At 43.3% G+C, this 24,972-nt stretch carries 22 protein-coding genes; 10 read left to right on the top strand and 12 right to left on the bottom strand.

Annotated elements, in window-relative coordinates:
• Positions 1 to 24 precede the first annotated feature (24 nt).
• Positions 25 to 3,072, top strand: a complete 3,048-nt coding sequence (locus BM008_RS12305; protein WP_091937477.1) for an FAD-binding and (Fe-S)-binding domain-containing protein — start codon at positions 25 to 27, stop codon at positions 3,070 to 3,072.
• A 235-nt stretch (positions 3,073 to 3,307) separates the two neighbouring features.
• Here the strand turns inward: BM008_RS12305 and BM008_RS12310 are convergent, their stop codons facing one another.
• The gene (locus tag BM008_RS12310) at positions 3,308 to 3,568 is read right to left on the bottom strand and encodes a hypothetical protein (protein ID WP_091937479.1); all 261 of its coding nucleotides are present in this window, start codon (positions 3,566 to 3,568) and stop codon (positions 3,308 to 3,310) included.
• Positions 3,569 to 3,843: 275 nt separating this feature from the next.
• Here BM008_RS12310 and BM008_RS12315 point away from each other — a divergent pair, with 275 nt between their 5' ends.
• The gene (locus BM008_RS12315; RefSeq protein WP_091937481.1) at positions 3,844 to 4,479 is read left to right on the top strand and encodes a hypothetical protein; all 636 of its coding nucleotides are present in this window, start codon (positions 3,844 to 3,846) and stop codon (positions 4,477 to 4,479) included.
• An 86-nt stretch (positions 4,480 to 4,565) separates the two neighbouring features.
• On the opposite strand, the gene BM008_RS12320 is transcribed toward BM008_RS12315, so the two are convergent.
• Positions 4,566 to 4,760 carry a hypothetical protein gene (locus BM008_RS12320; RefSeq protein ID WP_091937483.1) on the bottom strand — a complete coding sequence of 65 codons (195 nt, stop codon included), beginning with the start codon at positions 4,758 to 4,760 and terminating at the stop codon, positions 4,566 to 4,568.
• Positions 4,761 to 4,837: 77 nt separating this feature from the next.
• Positions 4,838 to 5,332, bottom strand: a complete 495-nt coding sequence (locus BM008_RS12325) for a flavodoxin family protein (RefSeq protein ID WP_091937485.1) — start codon at positions 5,330 to 5,332, stop codon at positions 4,838 to 4,840.
• A 321-nt stretch (positions 5,333 to 5,653) separates the two neighbouring features.
• Between BM008_RS12325 and uvrA the strand changes: the two genes are divergently transcribed.
• Both uvrA and BM008_RS12335 read left to right on the top strand, forming a co-directional pair.
• Positions 5,654 to 8,482 (top strand): excinuclease ABC subunit UvrA, encoded by a 2,829-nt coding sequence (gene uvrA / locus BM008_RS12330; RefSeq protein WP_091937487.1) that lies wholly within the window; start codon positions 5,654 to 5,656, stop codon positions 8,480 to 8,482.
• A gap of 376 nt (positions 8,483 to 8,858) precedes the next feature.
• Positions 8,859 to 10,643 carry a histidine kinase N-terminal 7TM domain-containing protein gene (locus BM008_RS12335; protein WP_281246280.1) on the top strand — a complete coding sequence of 595 codons (1,785 nt, stop codon included), beginning with the start codon at positions 8,859 to 8,861 and terminating at the stop codon, positions 10,641 to 10,643.
• A 111-nt stretch (positions 10,644 to 10,754) separates the two neighbouring features.
• On the opposite strand, the gene purB is transcribed toward BM008_RS12335, so the two are convergent.
• On the bottom strand, positions 10,755 to 12,092 hold the full coding sequence (gene purB / locus BM008_RS12340; RefSeq protein ID WP_091937491.1) for an adenylosuccinate lyase: 1,338 nt from the start codon (positions 12,090 to 12,092) through the stop codon (positions 10,755 to 10,757).
• A 145-nt stretch (positions 12,093 to 12,237) separates the two neighbouring features.
• The gene (locus BM008_RS12345; RefSeq protein WP_091937494.1) at positions 12,238 to 12,438 is read right to left on the bottom strand and encodes a CDGSH iron-sulfur domain-containing protein; all 201 of its coding nucleotides are present in this window, start codon (positions 12,436 to 12,438) and stop codon (positions 12,238 to 12,240) included.
• Positions 12,439 to 12,646: 208 nt separating this feature from the next.
• Here BM008_RS12345 and BM008_RS12350 point away from each other — a divergent pair, with 208 nt between their 5' ends.
• The 3 genes from BM008_RS12350 to BM008_RS12360 all read left to right on the top strand — a co-directional run bounded on the left by BM008_RS12350 (position 12,647) and on the right by BM008_RS12360 (position 15,230).
• The gene (locus BM008_RS12350; protein WP_091937496.1) at positions 12,647 to 13,843 is read left to right on the top strand and encodes an ammonium transporter; all 1,197 of its coding nucleotides are present in this window, start codon (positions 12,647 to 12,649) and stop codon (positions 13,841 to 13,843) included.
• Between the two features lie 10 nt (positions 13,844 to 13,853).
• Complete coding sequence (locus BM008_RS12355) at positions 13,854 to 14,189, top strand: P-II family nitrogen regulator (RefSeq protein ID WP_091937498.1); 336 nt, start codon at positions 13,854 to 13,856, stop codon at positions 14,187 to 14,189.
• Between the two features lie 138 nt (positions 14,190 to 14,327).
• Positions 14,328 to 15,230 carry a PHP domain-containing protein gene (locus BM008_RS12360; protein WP_177188063.1) on the top strand — a complete coding sequence of 301 codons (903 nt, stop codon included), beginning with the start codon at positions 14,328 to 14,330 and terminating at the stop codon, positions 15,228 to 15,230.
• A 32-nt stretch (positions 15,231 to 15,262) separates the two neighbouring features.
• Here the strand turns inward: BM008_RS12360 and BM008_RS12365 are convergent, their stop codons facing one another.
• Positions 15,263 to 15,730, bottom strand: coding sequence for a hypothetical protein (locus BM008_RS12365; RefSeq protein ID WP_091937503.1), 468 nt, complete (start codon positions 15,728 to 15,730; stop codon positions 15,263 to 15,265).
• Between the two features lie 14 nt (positions 15,731 to 15,744).
• Entirely contained in the window at positions 15,745 to 16,464 is a 720-nt protein-coding gene (locus tag BM008_RS12370) for a type 1 glutamine amidotransferase (RefSeq protein ID WP_091937773.1), read from the bottom strand.
• A 255-nt stretch (positions 16,465 to 16,719) separates the two neighbouring features.
• Between BM008_RS12370 and BM008_RS12375 the strand changes: the two genes are divergently transcribed.
• The gene (locus tag BM008_RS12375; RefSeq protein ID WP_177188064.1) at positions 16,720 to 18,729 is read left to right on the top strand and encodes a methyl-accepting chemotaxis protein; all 2,010 of its coding nucleotides are present in this window, start codon (positions 16,720 to 16,722) and stop codon (positions 18,727 to 18,729) included.
• Positions 18,730 to 18,735: 6 nt separating this feature from the next.
• Here the strand turns inward: BM008_RS12375 and BM008_RS12380 are convergent, their stop codons facing one another.
• Positions 18,736 to 19,200 carry a phosphate-starvation-inducible PsiE family protein gene (locus tag BM008_RS12380; protein WP_281246281.1) on the bottom strand — a complete coding sequence of 155 codons (465 nt, stop codon included), beginning with the start codon at positions 19,198 to 19,200 and terminating at the stop codon, positions 18,736 to 18,738.
• Between the two features lie 193 nt (positions 19,201 to 19,393).
• On the opposite strand from BM008_RS12380, the gene BM008_RS12385 reads away from it, so the two are divergent.
• On the top strand, positions 19,394 to 19,801 hold the full coding sequence (locus BM008_RS12385) for a hypothetical protein (RefSeq protein WP_091937507.1): 408 nt from the start codon (positions 19,394 to 19,396) through the stop codon (positions 19,799 to 19,801).
• Positions 19,802 to 19,804: 3 nt separating this feature from the next.
• Here the strand turns inward: BM008_RS12385 and BM008_RS12390 are convergent, their stop codons facing one another.
• The 3 genes from BM008_RS12390 to thrC all read right to left on the bottom strand — a co-directional run bounded on the left by BM008_RS12390 (position 19,805) and on the right by thrC (position 23,151).
• Positions 19,805 to 20,791 (bottom strand): DMT family transporter, encoded by a 987-nt coding sequence (locus BM008_RS12390; protein ID WP_091937777.1) that lies wholly within the window; start codon positions 20,789 to 20,791, stop codon positions 19,805 to 19,807.
• Between the two features lie 680 nt (positions 20,792 to 21,471).
• Positions 21,472 to 21,711, bottom strand: coding sequence for a DUF2769 domain-containing protein (locus BM008_RS15255; protein WP_091937509.1), 240 nt, complete (start codon positions 21,709 to 21,711; stop codon positions 21,472 to 21,474).
• 96 nt (positions 21,712 to 21,807) lie between these two features.
• A complete protein-coding gene (thrC, locus tag BM008_RS12400) occupies positions 21,808 to 23,151 on the bottom strand; it encodes a threonine synthase (protein ID WP_091937511.1) in 1,344 nt (447 codons plus the stop codon).
• 366 nt (positions 23,152 to 23,517) lie between these two features.
• On the opposite strand from thrC, the gene BM008_RS12405 reads away from it, so the two are divergent.
• Positions 23,518 to 24,327 carry a UDP-2,3-diacylglucosamine diphosphatase gene (locus BM008_RS12405; RefSeq protein WP_091937513.1) on the top strand — a complete coding sequence of 270 codons (810 nt, stop codon included), beginning with the start codon at positions 23,518 to 23,520 and terminating at the stop codon, positions 24,325 to 24,327.
• A gap of 25 nt (positions 24,328 to 24,352) precedes the next feature.
• Here BM008_RS12405 and BM008_RS12410 read toward each other — a convergent pair whose 3' ends face one another.
• Positions 24,353 to 24,931 carry a flavodoxin family protein gene (locus BM008_RS12410; RefSeq protein ID WP_091937515.1) on the bottom strand — a complete coding sequence of 193 codons (579 nt, stop codon included), beginning with the start codon at positions 24,929 to 24,931 and terminating at the stop codon, positions 24,353 to 24,355.
• Positions 24,932 to 24,972: the final 41 nt, after the last annotated feature.

Genomic DNA, 24,972 nt, shown 5'->3' on the forward strand with positions numbered 1-24,972 from the left:
GATCCATTTACAATGGGGTTTACTATGACAGCATCAAAGTATGAACTAACTGAACAACAAAAGAAAGAACTCTCCGGGATATTCGGGAGAGGTGTCAATTTCAAGGATAAAGAAAGACACTTTTACACACATGATGTGGGAGCATTACCATCAATGATCAAAACGATGGTAGGCAAAACAAAACCTGCCGCCATTGTAAAGGTAAGGAACGAAGAAAAAGCTGTCGAACTCATCAATTTTGCACGTAAATATAAGATACCTGTCGTACCAAGAGCAGGAGCTTCTTCGGGATATGGAGGCATCATTCCGACAAAGGGAGGTATCGTTGCCGATGTAACTCCTATGAGAGATATTATCAGCCTGGATAAGGACGATCTCAGAGTTACTGTCGGCGCAGGTGCTGTCTGGCATGACCTCGAGGCAAAGCTCAATGAGGAAGAGCTTGCTGTTCAGGCAGTTCCATCAAGCGCAATGTCCGCAACTGTTGGCGGATGGCTTGCGCAGAACGGAGTTGGTTATGGAAGTTATGAATACGGCTGGTCACAGGACACAATGGGATCAGCAAGAGTGGTACTGCCGAATGGAGAGGTAAAGGAGTTCTCCGGCGACGAACTTGGAAAGATAATCGGAACCATGGGTACCACCGGAATTATCACTCAGGTCACACTGAAGCTGAGAAAATACGAGAAGAACGCAGCCATCTCAGCAAAGTTCCCTGATGCTGCCAGCATGAAGGAAGCTATCAAGAAGGTTGGTGAAAAGAAGATCCCTATATGGGCGATCTCTTTCCTGAATCCGCAGTGGGCCGAGATGAAGAACAAGTCGCCGTATAAGACACATTACGGAGAAACGGTCGATGAACACAGACCGGAACTACCACTTTCCTACATATGCAACTTCGCCTATCCTGAATCAAGAGATGTAAGTGGCCTTGAAGAAGTGATCAAGGAAGCTGGTGGAGAGATCCTGCCAGATGAGATCGCCGAGCATGAGACACAGGAATGGTTCAGATCAATGAAGGTCAAAAGACTTGGTCCTTCATTCATCCCGGCAGAGGTTGTTGTGCCTGTGGATAAGATCGATGTCATGTTCAATGAGATCGAGAAGAAGATCGGACTTCCTGTCCTTGTAGAGGGTATGGTGACAAAGGGTGACGAAGCGATCATGCTCTGTTTCATGCCACACTCGGAAAGGTCATTCAAGTATAATCTTGCATTCCCTCTTGCGCTGAGCATTGTGAAGATAGCAGAGGAGAATGGAGGAAGGATATATGCTTCAGGTCTCTACTTCGCGAGCCAGGCAGAGAAAGTGTATAAAGACCGCTTTAAATCCATTCAGAGTTTTAAGAAGCAGGTAGACCCTGATGACATAATGAACCCTGAGACAATGACAGGAAAGTCAATGATCAATACAGGGCTTTCCCTTGCAAAGACATTCGAGCCAATGGCACGTATGGTGGGTAATATGTCAGGTGTTGGCAACCAGGAGTTCAAAGATGAGAAGAACATCCCAGGAGACATCATATCACATGCTTACACCTGCGCACAGTGTGGCTACTGTGTCAATGAGTGTGACCAGTACTACGGTCGTGGCTGGGAATCACAGTCACCACGTGGCAAGTGGTTCTTCATAAAGGAGTACCTTGCCGGGAAGATGCCTCTTGACCAGGAACAGGTGGATACTTTCCTTGCATGTACCACATGTGAGATGTGTGACCACAACTGCCAGCTTGACCTGCCGATCGAGCGTTCATGGATGACACTCAGGGAGAACTTCGTCCAGAAGAGAGGCATGATGACAATTCCTCCGTTCGAGATCATGGCACAGAGCCTGGACAACCAGAGGAATATCTGGGCCAGCTATCGTGAGGACAGGGACAAGTGGCTGCCTGATGACCTCAGGGCAAAGATAAAGGACAAGGCAGAGATCGCATACTTTGCCGGTTGTACCGCATCCTTTGTGGAAAAGGATGTTGCCATAGGAACCGCACGTCTGCTGGATGATGCGGGAATTGAGTTCACATACCTTGGCGACAAGGAAGCATGTTGTGGAATACCAATGCTTGTTGCAGGAAAATGGGATGTTTTCGAGAGGATCTTGAAAATGAACATTGCCAACATGCAGAAGGCAGGCGCCAAGACCGTTGTCACTTCATGTCCTGCATGTCTGCTTATGTGGAGAACGATATATCCACAGTGGGCTGAGAAACTGGGAATGAGCTTTGACATCGAGGCAAAGCACTATTCTGAAGTGCTCATGGATAAGCTGGATGTGCTTAAGCCTAAGTTCAAGGTACCTTTGAACAAGACCATTGCATGGCATGACTCATGTCACCTCGGCAGAGCCGGTGCAGGTGTCTATGAGCCTCCACGAGAACTGCTGAAAGCGATCCCAGGTGTCAAGTTCAAAGAGATGGAGCATAATCGTGAAAATGCTCTTTGCTGTGGTTCTGTTGTGACACTTATCGATGAGCCGAAAGTTGCCAGTAAGATCGGAAATGTCCGTCTGCAGGAAGCTGTGGACCAGGATGCTGATATCATGGCTGCACTCTGCCCATGCTGTATGGTGCAGTTCAGGATAGCTGCTAAAGAGAACAATGTGAACATGGAGATACAGGACCTTGGAGCTCTTGCAGCCCGCAGTCTTGGATATGATATCCCAGATTCCACGAATGAAGCACTTGTTGCATGGTCAACCTTCGACAAGATGATCGAACTCATGGAACCTGAGAACATGACAGAGATGATGGTCGAGCTACTGCCTGATATGATCGGAGCCATGCCTTCATACCTACAAGCTATGATGAAGATGGTAAAGTACGTACCCGGCATGGATGTAGCCATGAAACCAATGATGCCGGTAATGATGCCACTGCTTATGCCATCCCTTATGCCAAAGGTCATGCCAAAGATGCTCAAGGCGGTCGAGAAGAGAGTACCGATGCCAGATCACATGAAGGAACAAATGCCTGACCTCATGCCTGCTGCAATGGGTAATCTTCTGCCTAACATGCTTCCGCAGATCATACCTCTGCTGACACCGAAGATGATAGCGTACATTAAGGCGCACTGAAGAATTAGAGTTGTTTGACATTGCTTTAGAGCAGTGTCAATTTTTCATTTTATTATCTTTTTTGTAATTGGCTCAAAGTGCGATTCTCAGGTTTTGGCTTTTTGAGTATTGTCAATTTGCTGGCACAATAGGAAAAACTTCCTTCGCCTTCGCAAGATGTTAGTAAAATTGAGATTGTATATTATAAAAAAGAGCTGTTTGGAAAGTTATTGGAAACTTTTCCATTATATGGTGTTTAGGCAGATTCTATAATAGCTACCATCAAAAGAAATAACAATGCAGCGACTAAAACCAGACCACCAAGAGATATTTTTGTCCAATTGTAATCAGACTTTAACGATTCAATATATGATTCCGGATTTTCGTCAAGACAATCAGGTTTTTCAGCATCCTTTATCATATATTGCAAGGTCACATATTTACTACCAATAATTCCAAAAGCGCCACCTACGATAATACCGCCAAAAAAAAGAAGACCTGCTTCAGCATCAATCATGTTTTTATCACAATACTATGACATTTTTAATAGGTGTTACTTTGTTTTGATGCTTTTTAAAGGTGTCTATTGTTCCATCTTTTGTGGATAAACTTCCTTTTATTGGCGAAATTGGAAGTAAAATCAATCAAAATCCCGCACTCCTATGTAACTATTAAAGAAGTTTTAGATAAAACCAGAAATTCAAATATGAACAAAACATACATATCTTAATAAATTGAACTATAGCAAAGTAAATATATAAAGTAGAGGAGTGGGTTAATATCAAAAAATTATTGATACATGTTGTGTTAATAGTCTGTTTACTCTTTTCAGGCTGCATTAGTTACGAAGATGGTAATACATCAGAAGCATCATATTCTTCGGAAACAGACTCAGGATCTATTCAGATCCCTGATATAATAGTTGATCAGGACGATATACCAGGACGTACTTTAAACAGTTATTTCTTCTATGCAGTCCCTGAAAATGATATTTACACCAGGGAACTAGATAACGTGAGTAAATATACAGACGCTTTACCGTTGGGTGCTCGCAATGTTGGAGAAAAATCCTATTGGATGGACGTATCAGGGCAGCGTGCAGTAGCTGTTGAGATCGAAAGATATGATTCTGACGAAGGAATGGAATACATATTCAATAACTGGCAAGAATGGACAGAAATTCTCAAAGAGGCAGAACAGCATGATGCAAACTTGCCGTGGGAAGAATATGAAACTGATACTTGCGACTTTGGTACCAATGGATATTATGAATCAGAGTCCCCGTTAAATGATCCGGATATCTCACATACCACCCTAATATTCATGACCTCCAATAATGAATTGGTAACTATACATGTCAGAGATGAAAGAGGAAATGATCTGGATGAAGCCATGAGAATTGCAGAAATGGTCGAAGACAGGCTCTGAAGCAAACAAAATTAATTTAAAAATTAGGAAAACAGAGAAGGAGATGGATCATAAAGACCCATCCCTGATTCATTTTAATTAAAAACTTACTTTTGAATTGGCTTGTCAGGCGTTACGCCATAGTATTCTGTTCTTGCCTTGCCCCATGGACAACCATTCTTGCCGAATATCTTGAGTTCAAGGTTCTGAATAGCCTTGAAAAATCCATTTCCGGCACGTGCGCCTTTGCATACAAGACAGTAGTTCTCACAGAATACTGGAGCCTTCTTTTGGTCTGCCACTAATTATCCCCTCCGTTTGTTTCTCAATGTTCGAATATTTATTCGTTTTTTCAGATAAAGATAAGCTGGACAGGTAATTATAATTTAGCCTGGATTTCCTTTGCGAATTCCTTTGCCTTCTGGACACGGGATTCATCAGGCTGTCCCTTTGTTGCCGGACCCATCTCACCGAATGCTTTCATCTGTGGGTCATCTGCCTGGAGAAGCATGTCGATAACTGGCTGTGCGAGTTCCCCCTGACAGTCGAATGAACCGAGGAAGTTTGCACCTGATGCTGCTTCCTTGCATGAGCCTGTCCATGAGTGGATCGCCTCAAAGCCTTCAGGAACAGCGTGGGTCATGAATACAGCAATGTTCTTGCCTGCGGTCTTGTCGGTTATGAATGACTTTACCTTTGGAGGAATGTCGAACTGCATAACAGGGAAGCCGATGAAAGCAAGGTCATAGCCTTCAAGGTCTGCAACGTCATTAATTGGTTTAATGTCTTTTTCGCCTTCAAGTTCACCATAAATGGCTTCAGCGATCTTCTGTGTGTTTCCGGTCTGGGTCAGGTATGTTACAAGTGTTTTCATTTTAGATACCTCTATATTTGAATAAAGAGTGTATCTGCTATAGATTTATATAGATAAGCGTCAGGAAACTGTAGTGAAATTGATACACAAAAATAACCTTCATCAATACTTTCACACCGCTCACATCACCAATATATACCCGGAATACAATCATAGTATCCAATGACAGAGTTCGAGAAGAAAGTAAAAATGATGACCCTTCTCAGAAGCATTCAGAAAAAGAATGCATCGGAAAGGGAAAAAGCAAAACGGCAAACTCTTTTTTAAACGCTTGCAGTTCACCGCAAACTATACCTATTAGCCACCTCAAGAGAATAAACAATGTCTTTGAGCAGCATCAGGATAAAAGGTGCTAAGGAGCACAACCTCAAGAATATTGACCTCACCCTTCCCCGTGACAAGCTTATAGTCATCACCGGGCTTAGCGGGTCAGGTAAATCATCACTTGCTTTTGACACCATCTATGCCGAAGGACAGCGCAGGTATGTGGAATCACTATCCGCATATGCCAGACAGTTCCTTGGTCTTATGGAAAAGCCGGATGTGGAGTACATCGAAGGGCTGTCCCCTGCCATATCCATCGAGCAGAAGACCACAAGCAAGAATCCTCGTTCCACCGTAGGTACCGTTACTGAAGTTTATGACTACCTCAGACTGCTCTTTGCCCGCATAGGCATCAGGCACTGTCCTGACTGTGGAAGGATAATCGAGACCCAGAGCGTCGACCAGATAGTTGACAGCATCATGAACCTCCAGGAAGGCACAAAGATACACGTACTCGCCCCTCTTGTAAGAGAAAGAAAAGGAGAGTACAAGAAGCTCCTGCTGGACCTGCGCACAGAAGGATTCACACGTGTGCGCGTGGATGGAGAGGTACACTCACTTGATGAAGCCGAGGATATCGAACTGGGACGTTACTTCAAACATAATATTGACATCGTAGTGGACAGGCTCGTTATCAAAGAGGGTATCGGGGAAAGACTTTCCGACTCCGTGGAAACAGCACTTGAGAAGAGCGGAGGTACGCTCACGGTCCAGGTGCTTGACGGAGAAGAACTTACATTCAGCGAGAAGCTAGCATGTCCCGAATGTGGGATCGGGTTCGAGGAAATGGAACCTGCAGCATTCTCATTCAATAGCCCACAAGGTGCATGTCCCGAATGCCACGGACTTGGGACCACAATGGAATTCGACCCTGAACTGATAGTTCCCGACAGGACGCTCTCCCTGAACCAGGGAGCTGTAGAACCCTGGTATAGCAAGAAAGCTGACGGATACTACATGCAGTCACTTCAATCACTTGCGAACTATAAAGGATTCTCAATGGATACACCTTTTGAGGAACTGGACCCCGAAGTACAACATGTCATATTCCATGGTAGCGAAGAACTCATTCCTTTCGTGCATGTAGGAAAGAATGGTGGAATGTGGAAACACAAAGGACGCTTCAAGGGAGTTATCGCTAACCTCTCAAGGATATACGAAGGCACTGAATCCGAGAACAGCAAGGAAAGGATGAGCAGGTACATCAGTACAAAGCCATGTCTCACATGCCACGGAAAAAGGCTCAAACCTGTAACACTTGCAGTTACCATCGACGGAAGGAACATCATTGATGCAACCGAGATGTCCGTGGAGGAAGCACTCGGATTCTTCAAGGAACTTGAACCAAAGCTCAACGACAGGGAATATACCATCGCACGCCTGATACTCAAAGAGATCAAAGCAAGGCTTGGTTTCCTTGTAGATGTGGGACTGGACTATCTGACACTTAGCAGGTCTGCTGCCACACTTTCAGGAGGAGAGGCACAGCGTATCAGACTTGCAACCCAGATAGGATCAAGTCTTATGGGTGTGCTCTACATTCTTGACGAACCAAGTATCGGACTTCACCAGAGAGATAATCTCAGGCTTATCACGACCTTGAAACACCTCAAGGATATCGGCAACACAGTAATTGTAGTGGAGCATGATGAAGAGACCATCTCCAACGCAGACTATGTTGTGGATATGGGACCGGGGGCAGGCATCCATGGAGGAGAGATAGTTGCCGAAGGTACCCCGAAGGAGATAATGAAGAACAAGAGTTCCACAACAGGAAAATACCTCAGTGGAAAGCTCAGTATAGAGATCCCGGAAACAAGAAGGGAACCTACGGGCACCATAAAACTCTATGGCGCAAGCCAGAACAACCTGAAGTCTGTTGATGTTGAATTCCCATTGGGCATACTTGTATGTGTGACCGGGGTCTCCGGATCAGGAAAAAGTACACTCATCAATGAGACCCTCAATAAAGTGCTTGCAAAAGAACTGAACAGGGCAAGGGAAAGACCCGGTAAATTCAAGTCGATCGATGGTCTGGACAATGTGGACAAGGTCATAACCATAGACCAGTCACCCATAGGACGTACCCCCAGGTCCAATCCTGCAACTTACACTAACCTATTCACCCCCATCAGGGAACTCTTCGCGCAGACAAAGATGGCACGTGCAAGAGGCTACAAACCCGGACGTTTCAGCTTCAATGTCCGTGGCGGGAGATGTGAAGCATGCTCAGGTGACGGTATAATCACTATAGAGATGCATTTCCTCCCTGATGTCTATGTGCCCTGTGAAGTATGCCATGGAAAACGCTACAACAGGGAAACACTGGAAGTTAATTACAAGGACAAGAATATCGCTGAAGTCCTTGACATGACCGTGGAAGAAGCACTTGATTTCTTCGAGAACGTGCCAAAGATCAGCCGCAAGCTCCAGACACTCAATGATGTCGGACTTGGTTACATAAAATTAGGGCAGTCATCTACCACACTTTCGGGAGGAGAGGCACAGAGAGTAAAGCTTGCAACCGAACTTAGTAAGCGCTCCACCGGCAAGACCGTGTATATACTTGATGAACCTACCACCGGCCTTCACTTCGACGATGTGAAGAAGCTCCTGGAAGTACTACAAAGACTGGTCGATGCCGGAAACACAGTCATAGTCATCGAGCACAACCTTGATGTGATAAAGACCGCTGACTGGCTCATTGACCTTGGACCTGAAGGCGGAGACCGTGGTGGAGAGATAATTGCACAGGGAACTCCCGAGGAAGTTGCAAAGAGCGACATCTCCTATACCGGAAAGTTCCTCAAAAAGATGCTTGGATAATGTGATATTAACACATATCCACCATTGTTAGATCCATACATTCTTTTTTGAAATATTGTGTCACAGATACACCTATTTACAGAAGTATTATATACTACATTAGTATATTTATTTATCAGATGTTGTTTTTGTCAAACCTGTGCAAATGTTGACTCACAATTGACACAGGAAAGTCAAGATCAATTCTATTGGATAGGGTACATTGTGTAGAAGAATAGAGACCGACCGCTCAGAAAGGTACGTGAGAGTATCTAAATTCTGAAATAAAGTGTGGGCATCTAGAGAAATTGATCATTCAGCACAATTAATGTTGAGATGCTGGCCGTAAGAAGAAATGAATATGTACCTGAACTATTATTCTCTCCCGTTAGCAATTATGCTATTGATCATGAGTGTACTCATACTTCAGATCAGGAAACATAAAGATGCAGTAGGCACCACCTGCTTCACCTTTTTGCTGGGCGCAGCTATAATCTATTCATTCTTTTACGCGCTTGAGATATCTTCAACAACAATGAAAACAGCCCTGATATTCTATAAACTGGAATACATAGGCATTCCATTCATACCTACTTTTTTTCTTACATTCGCGATCAAATATTCAGGAAAGAAACACTGGCTTACTACACCCTCGATAATAGGATTATTTACTATTCCATTTGTCACCATGATACTGGTGTTCACAACCGAACAGCATACACTCTACCATAAGGAGATATTACTTAGCACAGGGACAATTTTTCCCTCATTGATATTCAAACCCGGCATATGGTATGCTGTCCAGGAATTCTATAATGTCCTCTGCATGATGTTCGGCATAATGCTCCTTCTTAATATGTGGATGGAGATCGCACCTGTATTCCGTAAACAGGTAAGCATTGTAACAATTGGCGCACTTATACCGTTCCTCACATTGCTTCTGTACATAGCCGACATATTCCCTGAAGGGCTTGACCCGATCCCATATTCCATCCCATTATGTGCCTTAGTGATCTACATAGGGATCACCCGCTTCAAATTGCTGGATGTTGCACCAATGGCACGTAGTCTTCTTTTTGAGAAACTGCCAGATGGAGTAATAGTTCTGGATGGAACAAAAAGAATAGTTGACTATAATACATCAGCAGCCAGCTACCTTGGAATAACATCAGACCTCATAGGAAAGAATGCATCAGAGCTCATGAACAGCTGGCCTGAGCTAGTTACCTGTGAACTTGAGAAAAAGAAAAGCAACAACCTTGAGGTTAAGAAGGACATTAATGGAACTACTTACTGGTTGAAAATAACTTTCCAGCCACTTTTCAATGAGAACCAAAGCCTGATAGGAGAAATGATAGTTATCAGGGACATCACTGAGAGCAAAGAGGCAGAAGAGATGTTGCTTAGAACTAACAGGCATCTCGAAGAAGCAACTGCCAAAGCACAATACATGACAGCCCAGGCAGAGATGGCAAACCGTGCAAAGAGCGAGTTCATTGCCAACATGAGCCATGAGATCCGCACACCACTTAACGGAATAATCGGTTTCTCTGATATCCTGATGGGAACTAAAATGACCGACCAACAGTCCCATTATATGAGAACGGTACATACATCGGCAAATACATTGCTTGACCTTATCAACGACATACTCGATTATTCAAAAATGGAAACCGGAAAGCTGGAACTGGACCCTGAAATGATCGACCTCTCACATATGATAGAGCATATCATTGATATCGTTGAGCCCAATGCACACGAAAAAGGACTGGATCTCAAGTTGAATATAATAGGAAATATTCCTGAATGGACCATCGTTGACCAGTCAAGATTAAGACAGGTATTGATGAACCTTCTAAGTAACGCTATCAAATTCACTGAAGATGGAGAGATAGAACTAAAAATAGAAATGTCTGAGATCCAGGATGAAACACACAAGACGGGATTCAGATTCTCGGTCATTGATACAGGGATAGGTATTGCAGAAGAGGACATGGAACGGATATTCGATCTGTTCTCACAGGCAGACGGTTCGATCACCCGCAAATATGGAGGTACCGGACTGGGACTTACAATATCCAGCAGGCTTCTGGAAATGATGGACTCCAGACTGGAGCTTGAAAGTGAAGTTGGAAAAGGAAGCATCTTTTACTTCATACTCCGGCTTCCTACAGCAAATTAAGTATATTCAAAAGAACAGGACTTAAAATGTTGAATATGCCAGGATATTAATAATGCAGAAAAAAGACCATACAAATGGTCAAAATAAATAAAATTAAAAATGAAGGGAACCTCAGTTCCTCTTCAGTTTAGCAACTACCATATCGACCTGTTCAACGGCTGTGCCGATGTACTTGTCAGGGTCAACAAGGTTGCTTACATCATCTTCGCTCAGGTAGTTCGCAACATCAGGATTTGCCAGCAGGACATCCTTGAAGTGTGCACCTGTCTCATGAGCTTCCATTGCACTGGAACGTACAAGTTCGTGAGCTTCCTGACGACCGACACCACGCATTGCAAGTTCTATCATCACTGCTTCACCCATATTCAGACCTTTGAGAAGGTCAAGGTTGCGGCGGATGTTCTCAGGGTAGAACCTGAGGTTCTCGATAACGCCTATTGCCAGCTTTATAATATGATCTGTGAGCACACATGCCTCAGGGAAAACAACCCTTTCACATGAGGAGTTGGTAAGGTCCCTTTCATCCCAGAGCGTGTTGTTCTGAAGTTCAGGTTCGATCATTGCACGAACGATCCTTGCAAGACCACATATCTGTTCGGACTTGATAGGGTTACGCTTGTGTGGCATTGTAGAAGATCCGACCTGCTTTTTCCTGAAGCTCTCTTCCACTTCAGCGATCTCGCTTCTCTGAAGGGAACGGATCTCAACAGCTACCTTATCAAGAGTGGTTACGGTATTTGCCATCCACATGACGAACTCCGCATGCCGGTCTCTCTGGATGATCTGATTTGAAACATCAACTGAACCGATCTCAAGATACTTCATAACACGTTTCTGGATCTCGATACCATCCTTACCGAATGCAGCCTGGGTACCTACGGCACCTGTCATCTGACCTACGATAAGACGTGGTTTTAGCTGTTCAAGACGCTCGATATGTCTTGCGACCTCGGACGCCCAGATAGCGAACCTGAGACCATAGGTAGTAGGAACACCGATCTGCCCGTGTGTCCTGCCGGCACACACAAGGTTCTTGTGAGTATCTGCCTGAACAAGAAGTACATCAAGCAACTTGTGAATTTTCTCTTCAAGGATCAGAACAGCTTCCTTTAACTGAAGACCTGTTGCAGTGTCAAGCATATCATTGGATGTTGCACCGAAGTGGACCCACTTGTCTGCATTCTCCTCACACTTCTCTGAAATGGCAAGTACTACTGCCATCATGTCGTGGTGGATCTCATCTTCTATTGCCTTTACCCTTTCAAGCTCTACAGAACCGATACTGTTCTCTATGATATCTGCAGCTTCCTTAGGGATAAGTCCTATATCTGCCTCGGCCCTGGCAAGTGCAGCCTCAGCTTTCATTATCTTTTCCAGGCGGTTTGCCTCGCTCCAGACAAACTTCATTTCGTCTGTTCCATAACGGTATTCTATAGGATGGATTGCCATTTATTGAATCTCCATGATCTTGATCTCGGTAGATATAATATATCACTATATTATAGAGATCATTCAAATTAACGATATGCCTCTGGTATAGTTGATCTACCAATAAATAGGCTTTGTATGGACTAAAAAAGAGAATAGAGAAGTATCAGTTCTTCTCATCCTTAAAGCCGATCTCAATATGAGAACCATCACAAAAAGGTTTGTTCTTTGATGAGCCGCACCTGCAGAGCGCTATAGAAGGCTGTACTTCCAGCTTTTCACCTTTTGAGTTCACAAGAACATTCAGACCATTTACAATGTAAGGTCCGTCTTTACTTACTTCAATAGAGCATTCTTTATCTGTCATGATCTAACCCCAGACATATTATGTTTTTTTAGTAAATAAACATGACTGAGTTCTACCAAAGATATAATTGGCAGACAAAAGCAAAAGTATTAAATAATACCACATAGGAACAGAGAAGGACACTGCAGACATCCGATTAATATTATATAAAATAGGTGGAACTATGGAAAATATTATCGAATTAGATCGAATAGGAAGGGTGATGTAAATGCCTCTCGACACAGGAGATACAGCATTTATTATCATCTGTACCGCCCTTGTCATGTTAATGACACCCGGAGTCGGGCTTTTTTACGGCGGAATGGTACGTAGCAAAAATGTAATTTCAATGATCGCAATGGCATTCATATCATTTGCCATTGTAAGTATACAGTGGGTCACAGTAGGTTATACCCTCTCCTTTGGATCAGATATATCAGGATTTATTGGTGGACTTGATTATCTTTGCCTTACCGGAGTAGGTCTTGATGGTGACGGTATCCCTGATATGCTGTTCATGGTATTCCAGCTTGTTTTCGCAGGGATCACACTGGCGATCCTCACATCAGGAGTGGCTGGACGTATAAAGTTGAGCTCATTCATGGTCTTTGGAGTTATCTGGACAACGATCGTCTACGACCCACTTGCTCACTGGGCATGGGGAGGCGGCTGGGCTGGTGAACTGGGAGCACTTGATTTTGCAGGTGGTACCGTAGTACACATCAGTTCAGGGTTCGGTGCACTGGCACTGGCACTTGTGATCGGCAACCGTTCAGGATTTGGCAAATACAGCATGGAAGCTGAGAACATCACTATGACACTGCTTGGTGGAGCACTCCTCTGGTTCGGATGGTTCGGTTTCAATGCAGGAAGCGCACTTGCAGCAGACGGACTTGCTGTCAATGCCCTTGTGGTCACCAACATCTCAGCAGCAGCCGGAGCCCTGACATGGATGGCAGCATCATGGATAAAGGGAAAACCAAGTTCCCTGGGTCTTATCAGTGGAGCTGTTGCAGGTCTTGTGGCTATCACCCCAGCATCTGGTTTTGTCGGACCTATGTCCGCAATAGTCATTGGAGGATTCGCCGGTATACTCTGTTATAGTGCCCTTCTCTTCCGTGTACGCAAAGGACTTGATGAGAGTCTTGATGCCTGGGCTGTACATGGAATGGGGGGATTCTGGGGAGCTATCGCAACCGGGATCTTCGCAAGTGCTGCTGTTGGTGGGGTCGATGGACTTATCTACGGAAACACACACCAGTTCCTTGTACAATTGATCGACGCATCTGCTGCGATGATCTACGCATTCGTAATGACATACGTACTTGCCACTGTCATCGACAAGGTAATGGGATTGCGTGTGACAGACGAAGAGGAATATGTTGGACTTGATATCTCCCAGCATGGAGAATCTACAACAGCCTGAGGTGATATGAATGAAGACAGTAAAAGCAGTTATTCGCCCGGAAAAGCTGGAAGATGTAAAGGCAGCACTGGAAGAGAAAGGATATTTTGCTATGACAGTGACCCAGGTCAAAGGCCGTGGCGCACAGAAAGGTATCTGCCTCCAGTACAGAGGTACACAGATCAAAGTAGATATGATCCCTAAGACAGAGATCGAGATGGTTGTCGGAGATGAGGATGTAAGACCTATAATCGAGATAATCAGAACAAGTGCCAGAACCGGTAAGTTCGGTGACGGAAAGATCTTCGTGTCCCCGGTAGAGATCATAGCCGCTATCAGGAATGATGACGAGATAGTATCCGAATGATGTGGGGAACTTCCCCATATCCTATTTCTTTTTTAAAATTATCCTATCAGCTATTTCTTACTATATAGTAAGGTAGAACAATATACTTTATGTAGATTAATTATATATTTCCAAGTCCCAATGTGCAAACACGGCATAATGAAGGTGGGAACAATAAACATCATTGGGAATATGACAGATCTGCACACACATACATGTTATTCTGACGGAGACCTTTCACCAGAGGAGGTAGTGGAACTTGCCAGAAGAAAGGGACTTCGGGCTTTAAGTATAACAGACCATGATACCATCGATGGACTGGAACCTGCAAGAAAAGCATGCAACGAGCAGAAGATCACATTCATCCCGGGAATAGAGTTCACAACCGAGACAGAATACGCAGGTATAGAGGTCCATATACTCGGTTATAATATAGACCCTGATAACCACAGACTGCTCAAGCTCACAGACCATGCCAAAGAGAATGCAAAGGAGTATTCCCGAAAGGTATGTTCAGCACTAGAGGCATATGGCTGGGAGATCGACCATTCCATACTTGAAAGTGTGAAAGGAATTATCACAAAACACGACATCACCATGTCAGTAACGAACAATGATATGAACAACTATGATTTCCACAACCAGTGGTTATCCGATGGTTCACCGCTAAATATAGAGATGCAGAAGTTCCCCGCCAGAAAAGTCATCGATATTATACACAGGTCGGGAGGTAAAGCTGTTTGCGCACATATGATCAGAACACTTGAACAGACAGGCAACATGCCACTTCTGCCATACATCACCGGATCACTTGTACGACACGGACTTGATGGATTCGAAGTATTCTATGCCAACAGCAACAAAGAGCAGGTGCGTACTATGTATGAGCTCTGTTCAAAGCAGAGCCTGATCATGACAGGCGGTTCAGACTTCCATGGACCGAACAGGACAGGACGATGTCAGCTTGGAGAGTATAACACATATTCCAGATACGAACATCATGACATGATCAGGAAGCTATGCTATTCAAGTAACTGTACCATGCCAAAGATCCTTGCCTGAAGCACAATATATCATTGGACAAAAAAAACACATTATCTGAGATACCATTCCAGAGGAACGACTATCTCATCACCATTCTTGCATATACCGAAAAGTGGTATCTCAACATTCACATCCTCAAGAAGGATCACGGAAAGACCACATCCACCACCACGGGGAATACAATACATAACCTTTGCTTTGAAAGAAGTATCATTGGCATTTCCCCAGGATGGAACACTTATGGTGATCACATCACCGATATTGGCAGGAAGCCTGTCCAGAAAAGGGGAGATCTTCTTTTTATCGAGTGGAAAGCCCGTACCTTTCAGATCATTCTCAATATCTCTTATCCCCAGATCAAGAGCATCAGCAATATCCTCTACGGAATATCCTGCCTTATGAAGGAACATGGCAGAACCCTTTTTGAGATGGTCCAGGTCTGAATACTCTAATGGCCTGGTCTCACATAGTTTCCTCATCTGTTCCAGCTGCCTATTCCTTTTGTCCCCTACATCCATAATTAAGAACTCCTTTAAGCATCATTGCTCGCTTTGGCCTTGATATTCTCCTCGAACCAGTCCAGTATTGTGAACATAAGGTCAGAAGATGAAGCTAACAAGTCATCCCTTCCACGGATCTCCTGCTCGGACTGGATGTATCTGCCCTTCACAAGGTCAGAAGCACATTCAGTTACAAGACTGTCCACACAACTCTCATCTGTCTCGGGATGGAACTGGACAGCCAGTACATTATCCCTGTAAATAAAACCCTGTTCAGGGCATGCTTCACTCTCAAAGAGTCTTCTGGCTCCTTTAGGAAGAGTAAAGGTGTCACCATGCCACTGGAAGACCGTTAATTCAGGGGGCATATTGAAAAGAGAATCATCTTCCCTGAAAGCATCCAGTGTTTGTATAATGTGCCAGCCGATCTCACGGTACATGTTCTGTGATACCTGACCACCAAGGATCTCAGAAAGCATCTGGGCACCGAAACATATCCCGTAGACTGATTTACCTGACTCGATAACATTTTTTACGAACTCTTTTTCCTCTATAAGCCACGGATACTCATCTTCCTGATAGACGCTCATGAGACCACCCATGATCACAAGAAGATCGAATTCATCGGGATGCGGATAATTCGAATTCATATAGGGCATAGTAACAGATATTGAATGTCCATTATTACATGCCCATTCTTTGATGTTACCAAGCGTTTCAAATTCCAGATGTACCAGACAATGTATTTTCATAGTGATGCAGATTCGAAAGTGATCTTTGTACATATACATCTTTGGGTATCACCCTGAATAATATTTGTAAGACATTTGTAAAAATAAAACATAGTGTTCTAAAAAAACAAAAGTGGTGCGCAAAATCACATATTATTATAGAAGTATTTATATATAATATTTTATAATAAATTCTCATATTCATTGAAACAAGGTATGGATAAGAGTATGAGATATCAAGACATTCCCATTGGAAAAAAATTAATAATATTTACTTTGATAGCAGCGATAATACCTGCTCTGCTGATAGGTACCTATGCATATGAACAGGCAGAAGCAAGCATTTCAGACGAGATACAACATAAACTCGAAGAGCAGGTGCACATAGAGAAGGATTACATCGACTCCACCTTATCCCTTGCTCAGGATAAGGTCATCAGTGATCTGGGAGTGGCAAGGTCTACATTCTATTCAAAAGGTGACCCATCTATTGTTAACGATCAGATGGTACTTGGAGAGGACTATATTGTCAATAATGATTTTGAGATAGTGGATAATATCAAGAACATGGTAGGAGGGACAGCTACCATATTCCAGGTACAGAATGGAGAAGCTGTAAGGATATCCACCAATGTGATCAACAATGAAGGTAAAAGAGCCGTCGGAACTACGGTCTCACAACCAGTCTATGAGGCAGTTGTCAAGAATGGAGAAACATTTTACGGACGCGCATGGGTCGTCAATGCCTGGTACCTCACCGCATACGAGCCGATCAAAGACAATACAGGAAAGACCATCGGGATCCTTTATGTCGGTATACTGGAAGAACCGTTCATTAACACCATAAAGACACACATAGATGATCTTGTCGTGGGTGAGACAGGATACATGTACATAATGAATTCCGAAGGAGACCTCATACTGCATCCTGATATCGAAGGGGAGAGTGTCTACGAGCAGGACTTCGCCAAAGAGATGATCGCGAACAAGGAAGGTTTTATCCATTACAACTGGAATGGACGTGATAAGGCGACAGCCTATACATATTATGAGGACAGGGATTGGATCATAGCATCCGGAAGCTACTTTGATGAGTTCACAGAAGGTATTGACTCCATCAGACACACAATGATGGCAGCGATTCTTTTTCTGATAATTGTTGGTTCACTGGCAGCTACCAGGTTCTCAAGGTCCATCACCAGACCACTTGAAGGCATGGTAAATGCTGCCAACAGCATTGCAGATGGAGACCTGACGGTTAAACTGGAAAGTGATTCTAAAGATGAGGTGGGACAATTAGCCTTTGCGATCGACCAGATGGCAGGAAATCTAAAAGACCTGGTATTGGAGATCGAACAAAGTGCAACCAGAGTCACCGGAACATCTGGCAACATGCTGGCATCATCCGAGGAGATGGAAGCAGTATCCAGCCAGATAGCACAGACCATCAGCGAGATAGCCACAGGTGCACATGGACAATCCATGAAGACTGAAGAGACCTCACGTGCAATGACAGAGATGACATACAATGTACAGGAAATAGCTTCAGGTGCACAGGTAGCTGCTGAAACTGCCACTACTGCAAGTGAACTTATCCAGCAAGTCGGCCTTCAGTCCGAAACACTTCTTTCCCAGATGGATGAGATACAGAGGTCTGCAGGGGAATCTGCAAATGTCATCAAGGAACTGGATATAAAATCAAGGGAAATAGGAGAGATAGTAGAACTGATAACCAATATTGCAGACCAGACCAACCTGCTAGCATTGAATGCCGCTATCGAGGCAGCACGTGCAGGAGAACATGGAAGAGGATTTGCAGTAGTTGCAGATGAGGTGAGAAAACTTGCAGAGAACTCTGGAGCAGCAGCACAGCAGATATCAAAGCTTATCCTCGATATCCAGCATGGAACTGAAGAAGCTGTACTGACAGTGGAGAAAGGAACAGGAACTATTGCCACCGGTGCAAAAGCCCTTCAGGAAACGGTCGATGCCGTCAAGATGATAGTTGAAGGTGGCGGTAAAGTTGCAGGCATGGCACAGAACATTGCAGCTTCAGCACAAGAGCAGTCAGCATCTATACAAGAAGTTACTGCATCTATCGAGGATATTTCCTCCATATCAGAAGCATCAGCCGCCGGAACTCAGGAAGTTTCTGCTGCCGTGGAAGAACAGACGTCGTCCATGACCGAGTTCACAGCATCTGCAAGGGAACTGGCAGAACTGGCCGATGGATTGAGATCAAAACTGGAAATGTTCAAATTTGAAAGTGAGGAAAGGATCAGATGATCCACCTTAACTTTCATCCATTTCGTCATGATAATCAAGTGTACACTTGAATTCCTTTTCAGATGCAGTTACAAGATAATATGTAGCAGCAAGTGCGATTATCAGGATACCCATTCCCATCAGGAATAGTGGGTCAGTGTTCTTGATATCTATTATCATTACTTTCCTTACTACTGCTGTAACACCTACCAGAATGATCACATCAACATTCATAGAAGATTCTACTATGATCATCTTAACGGTCTCAAGCAGCTCTATGCCTATTATGACAAGGAAGAACAGGCCGAAAACATCAAGTATCTGCTCTACACCGATCAGCAAGTAAGGAGGTGTGACCATGTCCACCAGAACTATCCATGCGATCTCTATTGTTGCGCTCAGAATAACTAATGCCATCATGACAATAATGGCCTTGATAACTAAAGTCTGAAAGATGTTTATATATTTTATGATCAGATCGATCACCACCATGATCGTGGTCCTAACGTCCCCGATCAATGAACTTATGTACCTGCACTTGTATGTTCAACAAGCCCCGGATAAAGTACTTTTTTTTGGTTCAAATAATTATTGCTATGCATATGGAAAAACATATATTTTACACAGAACATATATAGACATTGTAGCTGGGCAAACATAGGTGGATGTAAGGGGAGATAAATACATGATAGTTACTAAGTACCATGCTTTTGCAGGTATGATATTTTTAATATTTATGGCATCCATTGCCATGATGCCATCGGACATGTCCGATAATGGGAACCTTGAGAATACAACAGATGAGATAATAGAACCTGTTCAGGAGATGGAACGGGAACAAACACCATTGATGTCGACAATTGATGATACGCCGGACGAGGAAGAAAAAGATGGATGGTGGAAGCATGACGGACATAGTTCTATCAGCTACACGACCAGTTCACCGGTCAATAGCAGCAATAGTGAACAAGTACCGGAAAACGAGGATGAAGGAAAAGGAACCCAGGTTCCGGAGGAAATACCTGAATTCCCTGTAATAGCGGTACCCATGATGACCATAATTGGTATTTCCCTGCTTTTCAGCAGGAAATAACACTTATTTTTTAAATGACAACGAAACAGGCATATCAAAGACCCTGGTCTCTTTGTTCCTGTTGATGGTATATGGATAAGTTCCGGATAGTTTCATAAATATGGAACTGACATCCTTTGGGTCGATAAGAAGGATAAAAGCACCCAGAATGATGAATGAACATCCCTGTAACGTATTCATGAATATAGGCTCATTCAGGAACAGGAACCCAAAGATGATACCACTTACAGGTTCAAGCAGTGCCAATACACTTACAGTCTGAGCTTTTATCTTTGCAGCACTGTTGAGGTAGAGGACCGAAGCAAAGGCTGTTGTTATGAGACCAAAGAGAAACAGAGTTCTCAGGTTCATGAATAATACATCTGCTGGAACCTTGCTCCCAAAAGGCAGTAGTATTACCAGACTAAGGAACGTTGACCAGAACAACTGTGTCAGACCTGAGTACTCGTCCTTCAAATAACTTACAGTCATTATCGTGCCACTATAGGACAGACCGGAAAGTATCCCAAGTACGATACCAATGAGAAGACGGGAATCATACCCATTTGTACTGTTACCCGGCAATATGACCAACAGGATACCGGCAATAGACACCATCAGAGAGAACACGCCACGCTTTGTTATCCTTTCTTTTAGAAAGAGAGGTGATAATAATGTCACATAGACCGGTGCTGTGTAAAGCAGCAATACTGCGATAGAGATGCCTGCATACTGAATTGAACTAAAGTATGTATAAAGAGTAAGAACGTTGAAGATCGCAATTAACAGAATGAATCTCTTTTTTTTGTTCAATATAAGCATTTTATGCCTTTTAGTTACTATACAGTACACTAACAACAGTAAAAATCCAAAAACAAGCCTGTAGAAGATAATTGAACTTGTTTGCATGTTGTATACATGCTTAATAAAGATTCCACTTGCCCCAAATATAGTACAAGATATTATAAGCTCTATATAGGAGTAATTAGTACTTTTACTGTTGAATATCATGGCTTTGCTGAAACAATGATATATTATATAAAGCAATCTGAAATTAAAAATCATTAAAGTACTGTATACTAAAATAAGCAGATATAGTAGAGTATAACAATGATAAATCTAAGAATAATAGGCCATACTAGAATTGATCGAGTATTCAAGGTGCAATAAAGATAGACATCTAAATATCAAAAGCCTGAAGCTAAAAATGATATTAAAAAATAGAAAAAGAAATTGACAATAACCCCATTGACAATTTTAAAGATCCCGTTGACAATAACCCCGCAGCCATTCTACCACCAATAGAATGACCACCCCGATATCAGCTCATACTCCATTTGCCCACTTAGGCACTTTTAACCCCACTCCCAAAGCCACTCATACTCTTTTGTTGTTCCCGATGGGTGGAAATGCGTACATATTCGTTTTTATGTGCAGAGGGGAAAGGCACAATGCTCGCATTTCCGTGCAATCCAATTCACGTTTTTTACCGGGGAATGTTGGGAGGAAAACCATATTTTAACACCTATGGCATGTTTCATTTGAAGCAATCACCGCCTTAGCAGTTCGTGCTACAATTGATAATATATTTTTCTACTATATTAATATATCTATATTTTAATATCTAATAATTATCATAATGATGAGGCGATATTTTTGAAAAATACAGTATCATCCAACACAAGAACATATTATGTAGAGCAAAAATAATTGCCTTCAAGACCAAATTTCCCGTGGATCATACACTCAGAACACATACAACCTTTTTTCTGCACATCGGGACGTGGACCTTTGGAACAGAACATAAATGATCCATCCTCAGGATAAGAAGGGCACTTTTGGCAATTACACCCTTTGGAATGATGATATGACGTACATATTCCAAAATATTTGCCACGTCCTTCAGATAAACAGGAATTTTCAGCAGCCATATTTGACCATAGGTCAGGAGAGATAATAAAGAGAACGACATTGCGAAAATACTGCGATCAACAGACCAAAATAGAAGAAAAAAAGGAAAGGAAAACTCAGTTGAGCTTTTCCTGAAGATATTTCTTGAAACCTGCGTAATCTGTTCCAAGATAATCCATGAACTCTTCCTTTGACTCTACCTTCTTCAGGCTTTCCGGAAGGTTAGGTTCGACACCAGTCTCAGCCTTCACATGCTCAGGGAACTTTGCAGGATCTGCGGTTTCCAGTGTTACAGCCAGTGTGTTATCACCGGTCTGTGCCCTGAAGTCAAGAAGACCTCTGATACCTACAGCTCCGTGTGGTTCTATGAGGATCCCATACTTCTCGTAGATCTCCCTGATAGTTGCCTTGGTCTCTGCATCAGTGACTGAACTTGAGTGTATATCATTCCTGAGGTTTTCCATATCAGGCTCTTTGCTGATATTGCCTTTCTCATCCATTACTCCGCCATAGACAGCGATGAGCCTTGAAAGGTTGCTTGGATGTCCCACATTCATTGCATTGGAGAGACAGTTCTTTGAAGGTTCTATCTTCTTGTAGCCACCGGTTCCTAAGAATGTTGGAACCTCATCGTTCTCATTGACTGAAGCTATTATCTTTTTGATAGGAACTCCCATGGTCCTTGCCAGGACACAGCCCATCATGTTTCCGAAGTTTCCTGATGGGATGGAGTATATGATATCTTCAGGGTAGTTCCTGAGCTTTGCATAAGCGTAGATGTAGTAGATAGATTGCGGAACAAGACGACCGATGTTTATGGAGTTGGCTGATGAGAGGTTCATATGTTTGAGGTCCTCATCTGCAAATGCCTGTTTTACCATTGCCTGGCAGTCATCGAACTTACCATCTACTGAGATGGCTGTGATGTTCTTACCCAATGTGGTCATCTGTTTGCGCTGGCGGTCAGATACTTCGTCCGTTGGGAAGAGCACAATGACCTTGATGTTGTCAAGACCATAGAACGCATCTGCAACAGCACTGCCGGTATCACCGGATGTAGCTGTAAGAATGGTAAGACTTCTGTTCTCCTTGCTGAGATAGTACTGCATGAGCCTTGCCATCATACGGGCTGCGAAGTCCTTAAAGGATGCAGTTGGTCCCCTGTCAAGCCTCATGATATAGGTCTGTGGGTCCACTTCTTCCAGAGGAACATCATAGTTGTAAGCGTCATAGGTGAGAGCTTTCAGTGACTCGTCGTCCACCTCACCTTCGAGTACCTTGCTAAGTACTCTGTAGGCTATCTCAGGATACGGTGCATCTTTGAAGGAATCGATCTCCTCCTTTGAGAATGTCGGAAGGCTCTCTGGCATGTAAAGCCCTCTGTCCGGTGCAAGTCCGGTGATAAGGGCTTCCTGAAAGCTCACTTCCGGTGCGTTAAGATTTGTGCTGTAGAGTTTCATTTTGATCAGGAATTCAAGTTGATATGGATTAGTGTAATAGATAGATAATGACCTTTAAAGGATAAATAAGTATGAATACCTTGCCATTCGCATAATGGAACGATCAGGAAATTTAAGTACGAGATGTGAGGGCACAGATATTCAAAGGAACTGTGTTCTGTATTATTGTTATGCAATGTTGTTCTGAAATATTCTTTCGGAATTTAATTATGCATTTTAGTTCAGTAATAATGTTCCAAAATATTGCTCTGAAACATTGTTTCAATAAATTTTTGCTGTATTATGTCAAAGTACTTTTTTATCACGCATTATCGGCAGGACCCTGATAACAGCTTTTCCTGCGGCGAAATATAAAGGGGGCAACTCATGTCAATTATAGCCGTTTCAGATGTCCATCTGGGAATGGATGGAGCAAGAAAGGATGATTTTACAGAATTCATCCATCGAGTAAAGGATATGGGGGCAGACCATCTTGTTCTGCTGGGAGATATTATAGATATATGGAGAAGGGATTTTACAAAAGCGGTCATCGAATGTTCGGAACCATTGAACGCATTGAACGACATACTGGATGATACTCAGGTCCATTATGTGGTCGGTAACCATGATTACTACATGCTTCGCCTCAGTGAGAAACTAAAGGAGAATTTCCCATTTGAAGTGGAGAAAACAACGGTTATCAAGAGCATGAATAAGGAGTTCTTCTTCTTCCATGGATATCAATTGGAGGTGCTGTGTAACCCACACTACAAATCCATGCAGACATACGAGAAGTTCAGTGAGCAAATGTGTCTTGCCGGAGATGACGAGGGAGATATAGCAGATGCTGCCTGGAAGATATATCAAGCAGGCAGGGCGTACATAGACAAACTGAAAAGACTACCGGAGAACATCTATGCAGCATTCGACTCTATGGGAAATCCGCCTGAGAAGAGACTGAGAGGTAAGCACGATGCCCTCGGCAGCATAAAGGATCTTGCAGGTGCAAGCACCAGACATTATCTATTAAGCATACGTCCGGAACAATACATGATATACGGCCATACCCACGAAGCATACGTGGACAAAAGGAACATGGTCGCAAATACCGGTAGCTGGGGATTTGGAAAGGATGAAAAACTGGAATATATCGAGATAGCTAATGACGAGGTCGAACTGAAGGAATTTGTGCCATAGGCACAAAGACCTCTCCGTTTTTTATTTACTCAGAGTTTATCTTCTTCAACAACCATGCCATGTTAGATGCAAGGTTGGTCATGGTCTGCATTCCTTCTGCATCTTCATTGACATCCCCGGGATTTAGACCAATACCAAGATTCCAGTAAGTTGAACCCACAGTGAACATGTTAGTGATCCCGAACAACTGATTGATGGAATTATAAGCACGTACTGCGCCTGCCCTGCGAACTGCCACTACAGCAGCACCGGCCTTCCTTGAAAAGAAGCCACCGTTTGCGATAGAGACAAAACCTGCACGGTCGATAAGTGCCTTGGTCTCTGTGTTGACATCAGCGAAGTATGTTGGAGAACCTATAACAATCCCATCAGCATCCTTCATTTTAGCGATGCATTCATTGATGACATCATCATCAAAGACACACTTGTCGTCTTTATTCTCAAAGCATTTCATACATGCAGTACACCCACGAACCTTTTTCCCACCAATATTGATGGTCTCGGTCTCGATACCTTCAGCTTCGAGCTTTGTGGTGAGTGCTTTCAGGAGGTGGGCTGTGTTCCCTTCTTTACGTGGACTTCCGTTTATTGCGATTACTTTCATGGTGGTTTCCTCTTTTTGTGATTTTAAATTAATTATCCAGA

Source organism: Methanolobus profundi (assembly GCF_900114835.1).
GTDB classification, from domain to species: domain Archaea; phylum Halobacteriota; class Methanosarcinia; order Methanosarcinales; family Methanosarcinaceae; genus Methanolobus; species Methanolobus profundi.

Bases quoted from the DNA above. Each gene is read 5' to 3' on its own strand.
- BM008_RS12365 (WP_091937503.1), bottom strand. From the start codon at position 15,730: ATGGATGTAGGGGACAAAAGGAATAGGCAGCTGGAACAGATGAGGAAA.
- uvrA (WP_091937487.1), top strand. From the start codon at position 5,654: ATGTCTTTGAGCAGCATCAGGATAAAAGGTGCTAAGGAGCACAACCTC.
- BM008_RS12370 (WP_091937773.1), bottom strand. From the start codon at position 16,464: ATGAAAATACATTGTCTGGTACATCTGGAATTTGAAACGCTTGGTAAC.
- BM008_RS12325 (WP_091937485.1), bottom strand. From the start codon at position 5,332: ATGAAAACACTTGTAACATACCTGACCCAGACCGGAAACACACAGAAG.
- BM008_RS12305 (WP_091937477.1), top strand. From the start codon at position 25: ATGACAGCATCAAAGTATGAACTAACTGAACAACAAAAGAAAGAACTC.
- BM008_RS12410 (WP_091937515.1), bottom strand. From the start codon at position 24,931: ATGAAAGTAATCGCAATAAACGGAAGTCCACGTAAAGAAGGGAACACA.
- BM008_RS12345 (WP_091937494.1), bottom strand. From the start codon at position 12,438: ATGACAGATAAAGAATGCTCTATTGAAGTAAGTAAAGACGGACCTTAC.
- thrC (WP_091937511.1), bottom strand. From the start codon at position 23,151: ATGAAACTCTACAGCACAAATCTTAACGCACCGGAAGTGAGCTTTCAG.
- BM008_RS12385 (WP_091937507.1), top strand. From the start codon at position 19,394: ATGATAGTTACTAAGTACCATGCTTTTGCAGGTATGATATTTTTAATA.
- BM008_RS12405 (WP_091937513.1), top strand. From the start codon at position 23,518: ATGTCAATTATAGCCGTTTCAGATGTCCATCTGGGAATGGATGGAGCA.
- BM008_RS12355 (WP_091937498.1), top strand. From the start codon at position 13,854: ATGAAGACAGTAAAAGCAGTTATTCGCCCGGAAAAGCTGGAAGATGTA.
- BM008_RS12380 (WP_281246281.1), bottom strand. From the start codon at position 19,200: ATGGTGGTGATCGATCTGATCATAAAATATATAAACATCTTTCAGACT.
- BM008_RS12360 (WP_177188063.1), top strand. From the start codon at position 14,328: ATGAAGGTGGGAACAATAAACATCATTGGGAATATGACAGATCTGCAC.
- BM008_RS12335 (WP_281246280.1), top strand. From the start codon at position 8,859: ATGCTATTGATCATGAGTGTACTCATACTTCAGATCAGGAAACATAAA.
- BM008_RS12390 (WP_091937777.1), bottom strand. From the start codon at position 20,791: ATGATATTCAACAGTAAAAGTACTAATTACTCCTATATAGAGCTTATA.
- BM008_RS12350 (WP_091937496.1), top strand. From the start codon at position 12,647: ATGCCTCTCGACACAGGAGATACAGCATTTATTATCATCTGTACCGCC.
- BM008_RS15255 (WP_091937509.1), bottom strand. From the start codon at position 21,711: ATGGCTGCTGAAAATTCCTGTTTATCTGAAGGACGTGGCAAATATTTT.
- BM008_RS12310 (WP_091937479.1), bottom strand. From the start codon at position 3,568: ATGATTGATGCTGAAGCAGGTCTTCTTTTTTTTGGCGGTATTATCGTA.
- purB (WP_091937491.1), bottom strand. From the start codon at position 12,092: ATGGCAATCCATCCTATAGAATACCGTTATGGAACAGACGAAATGAAG.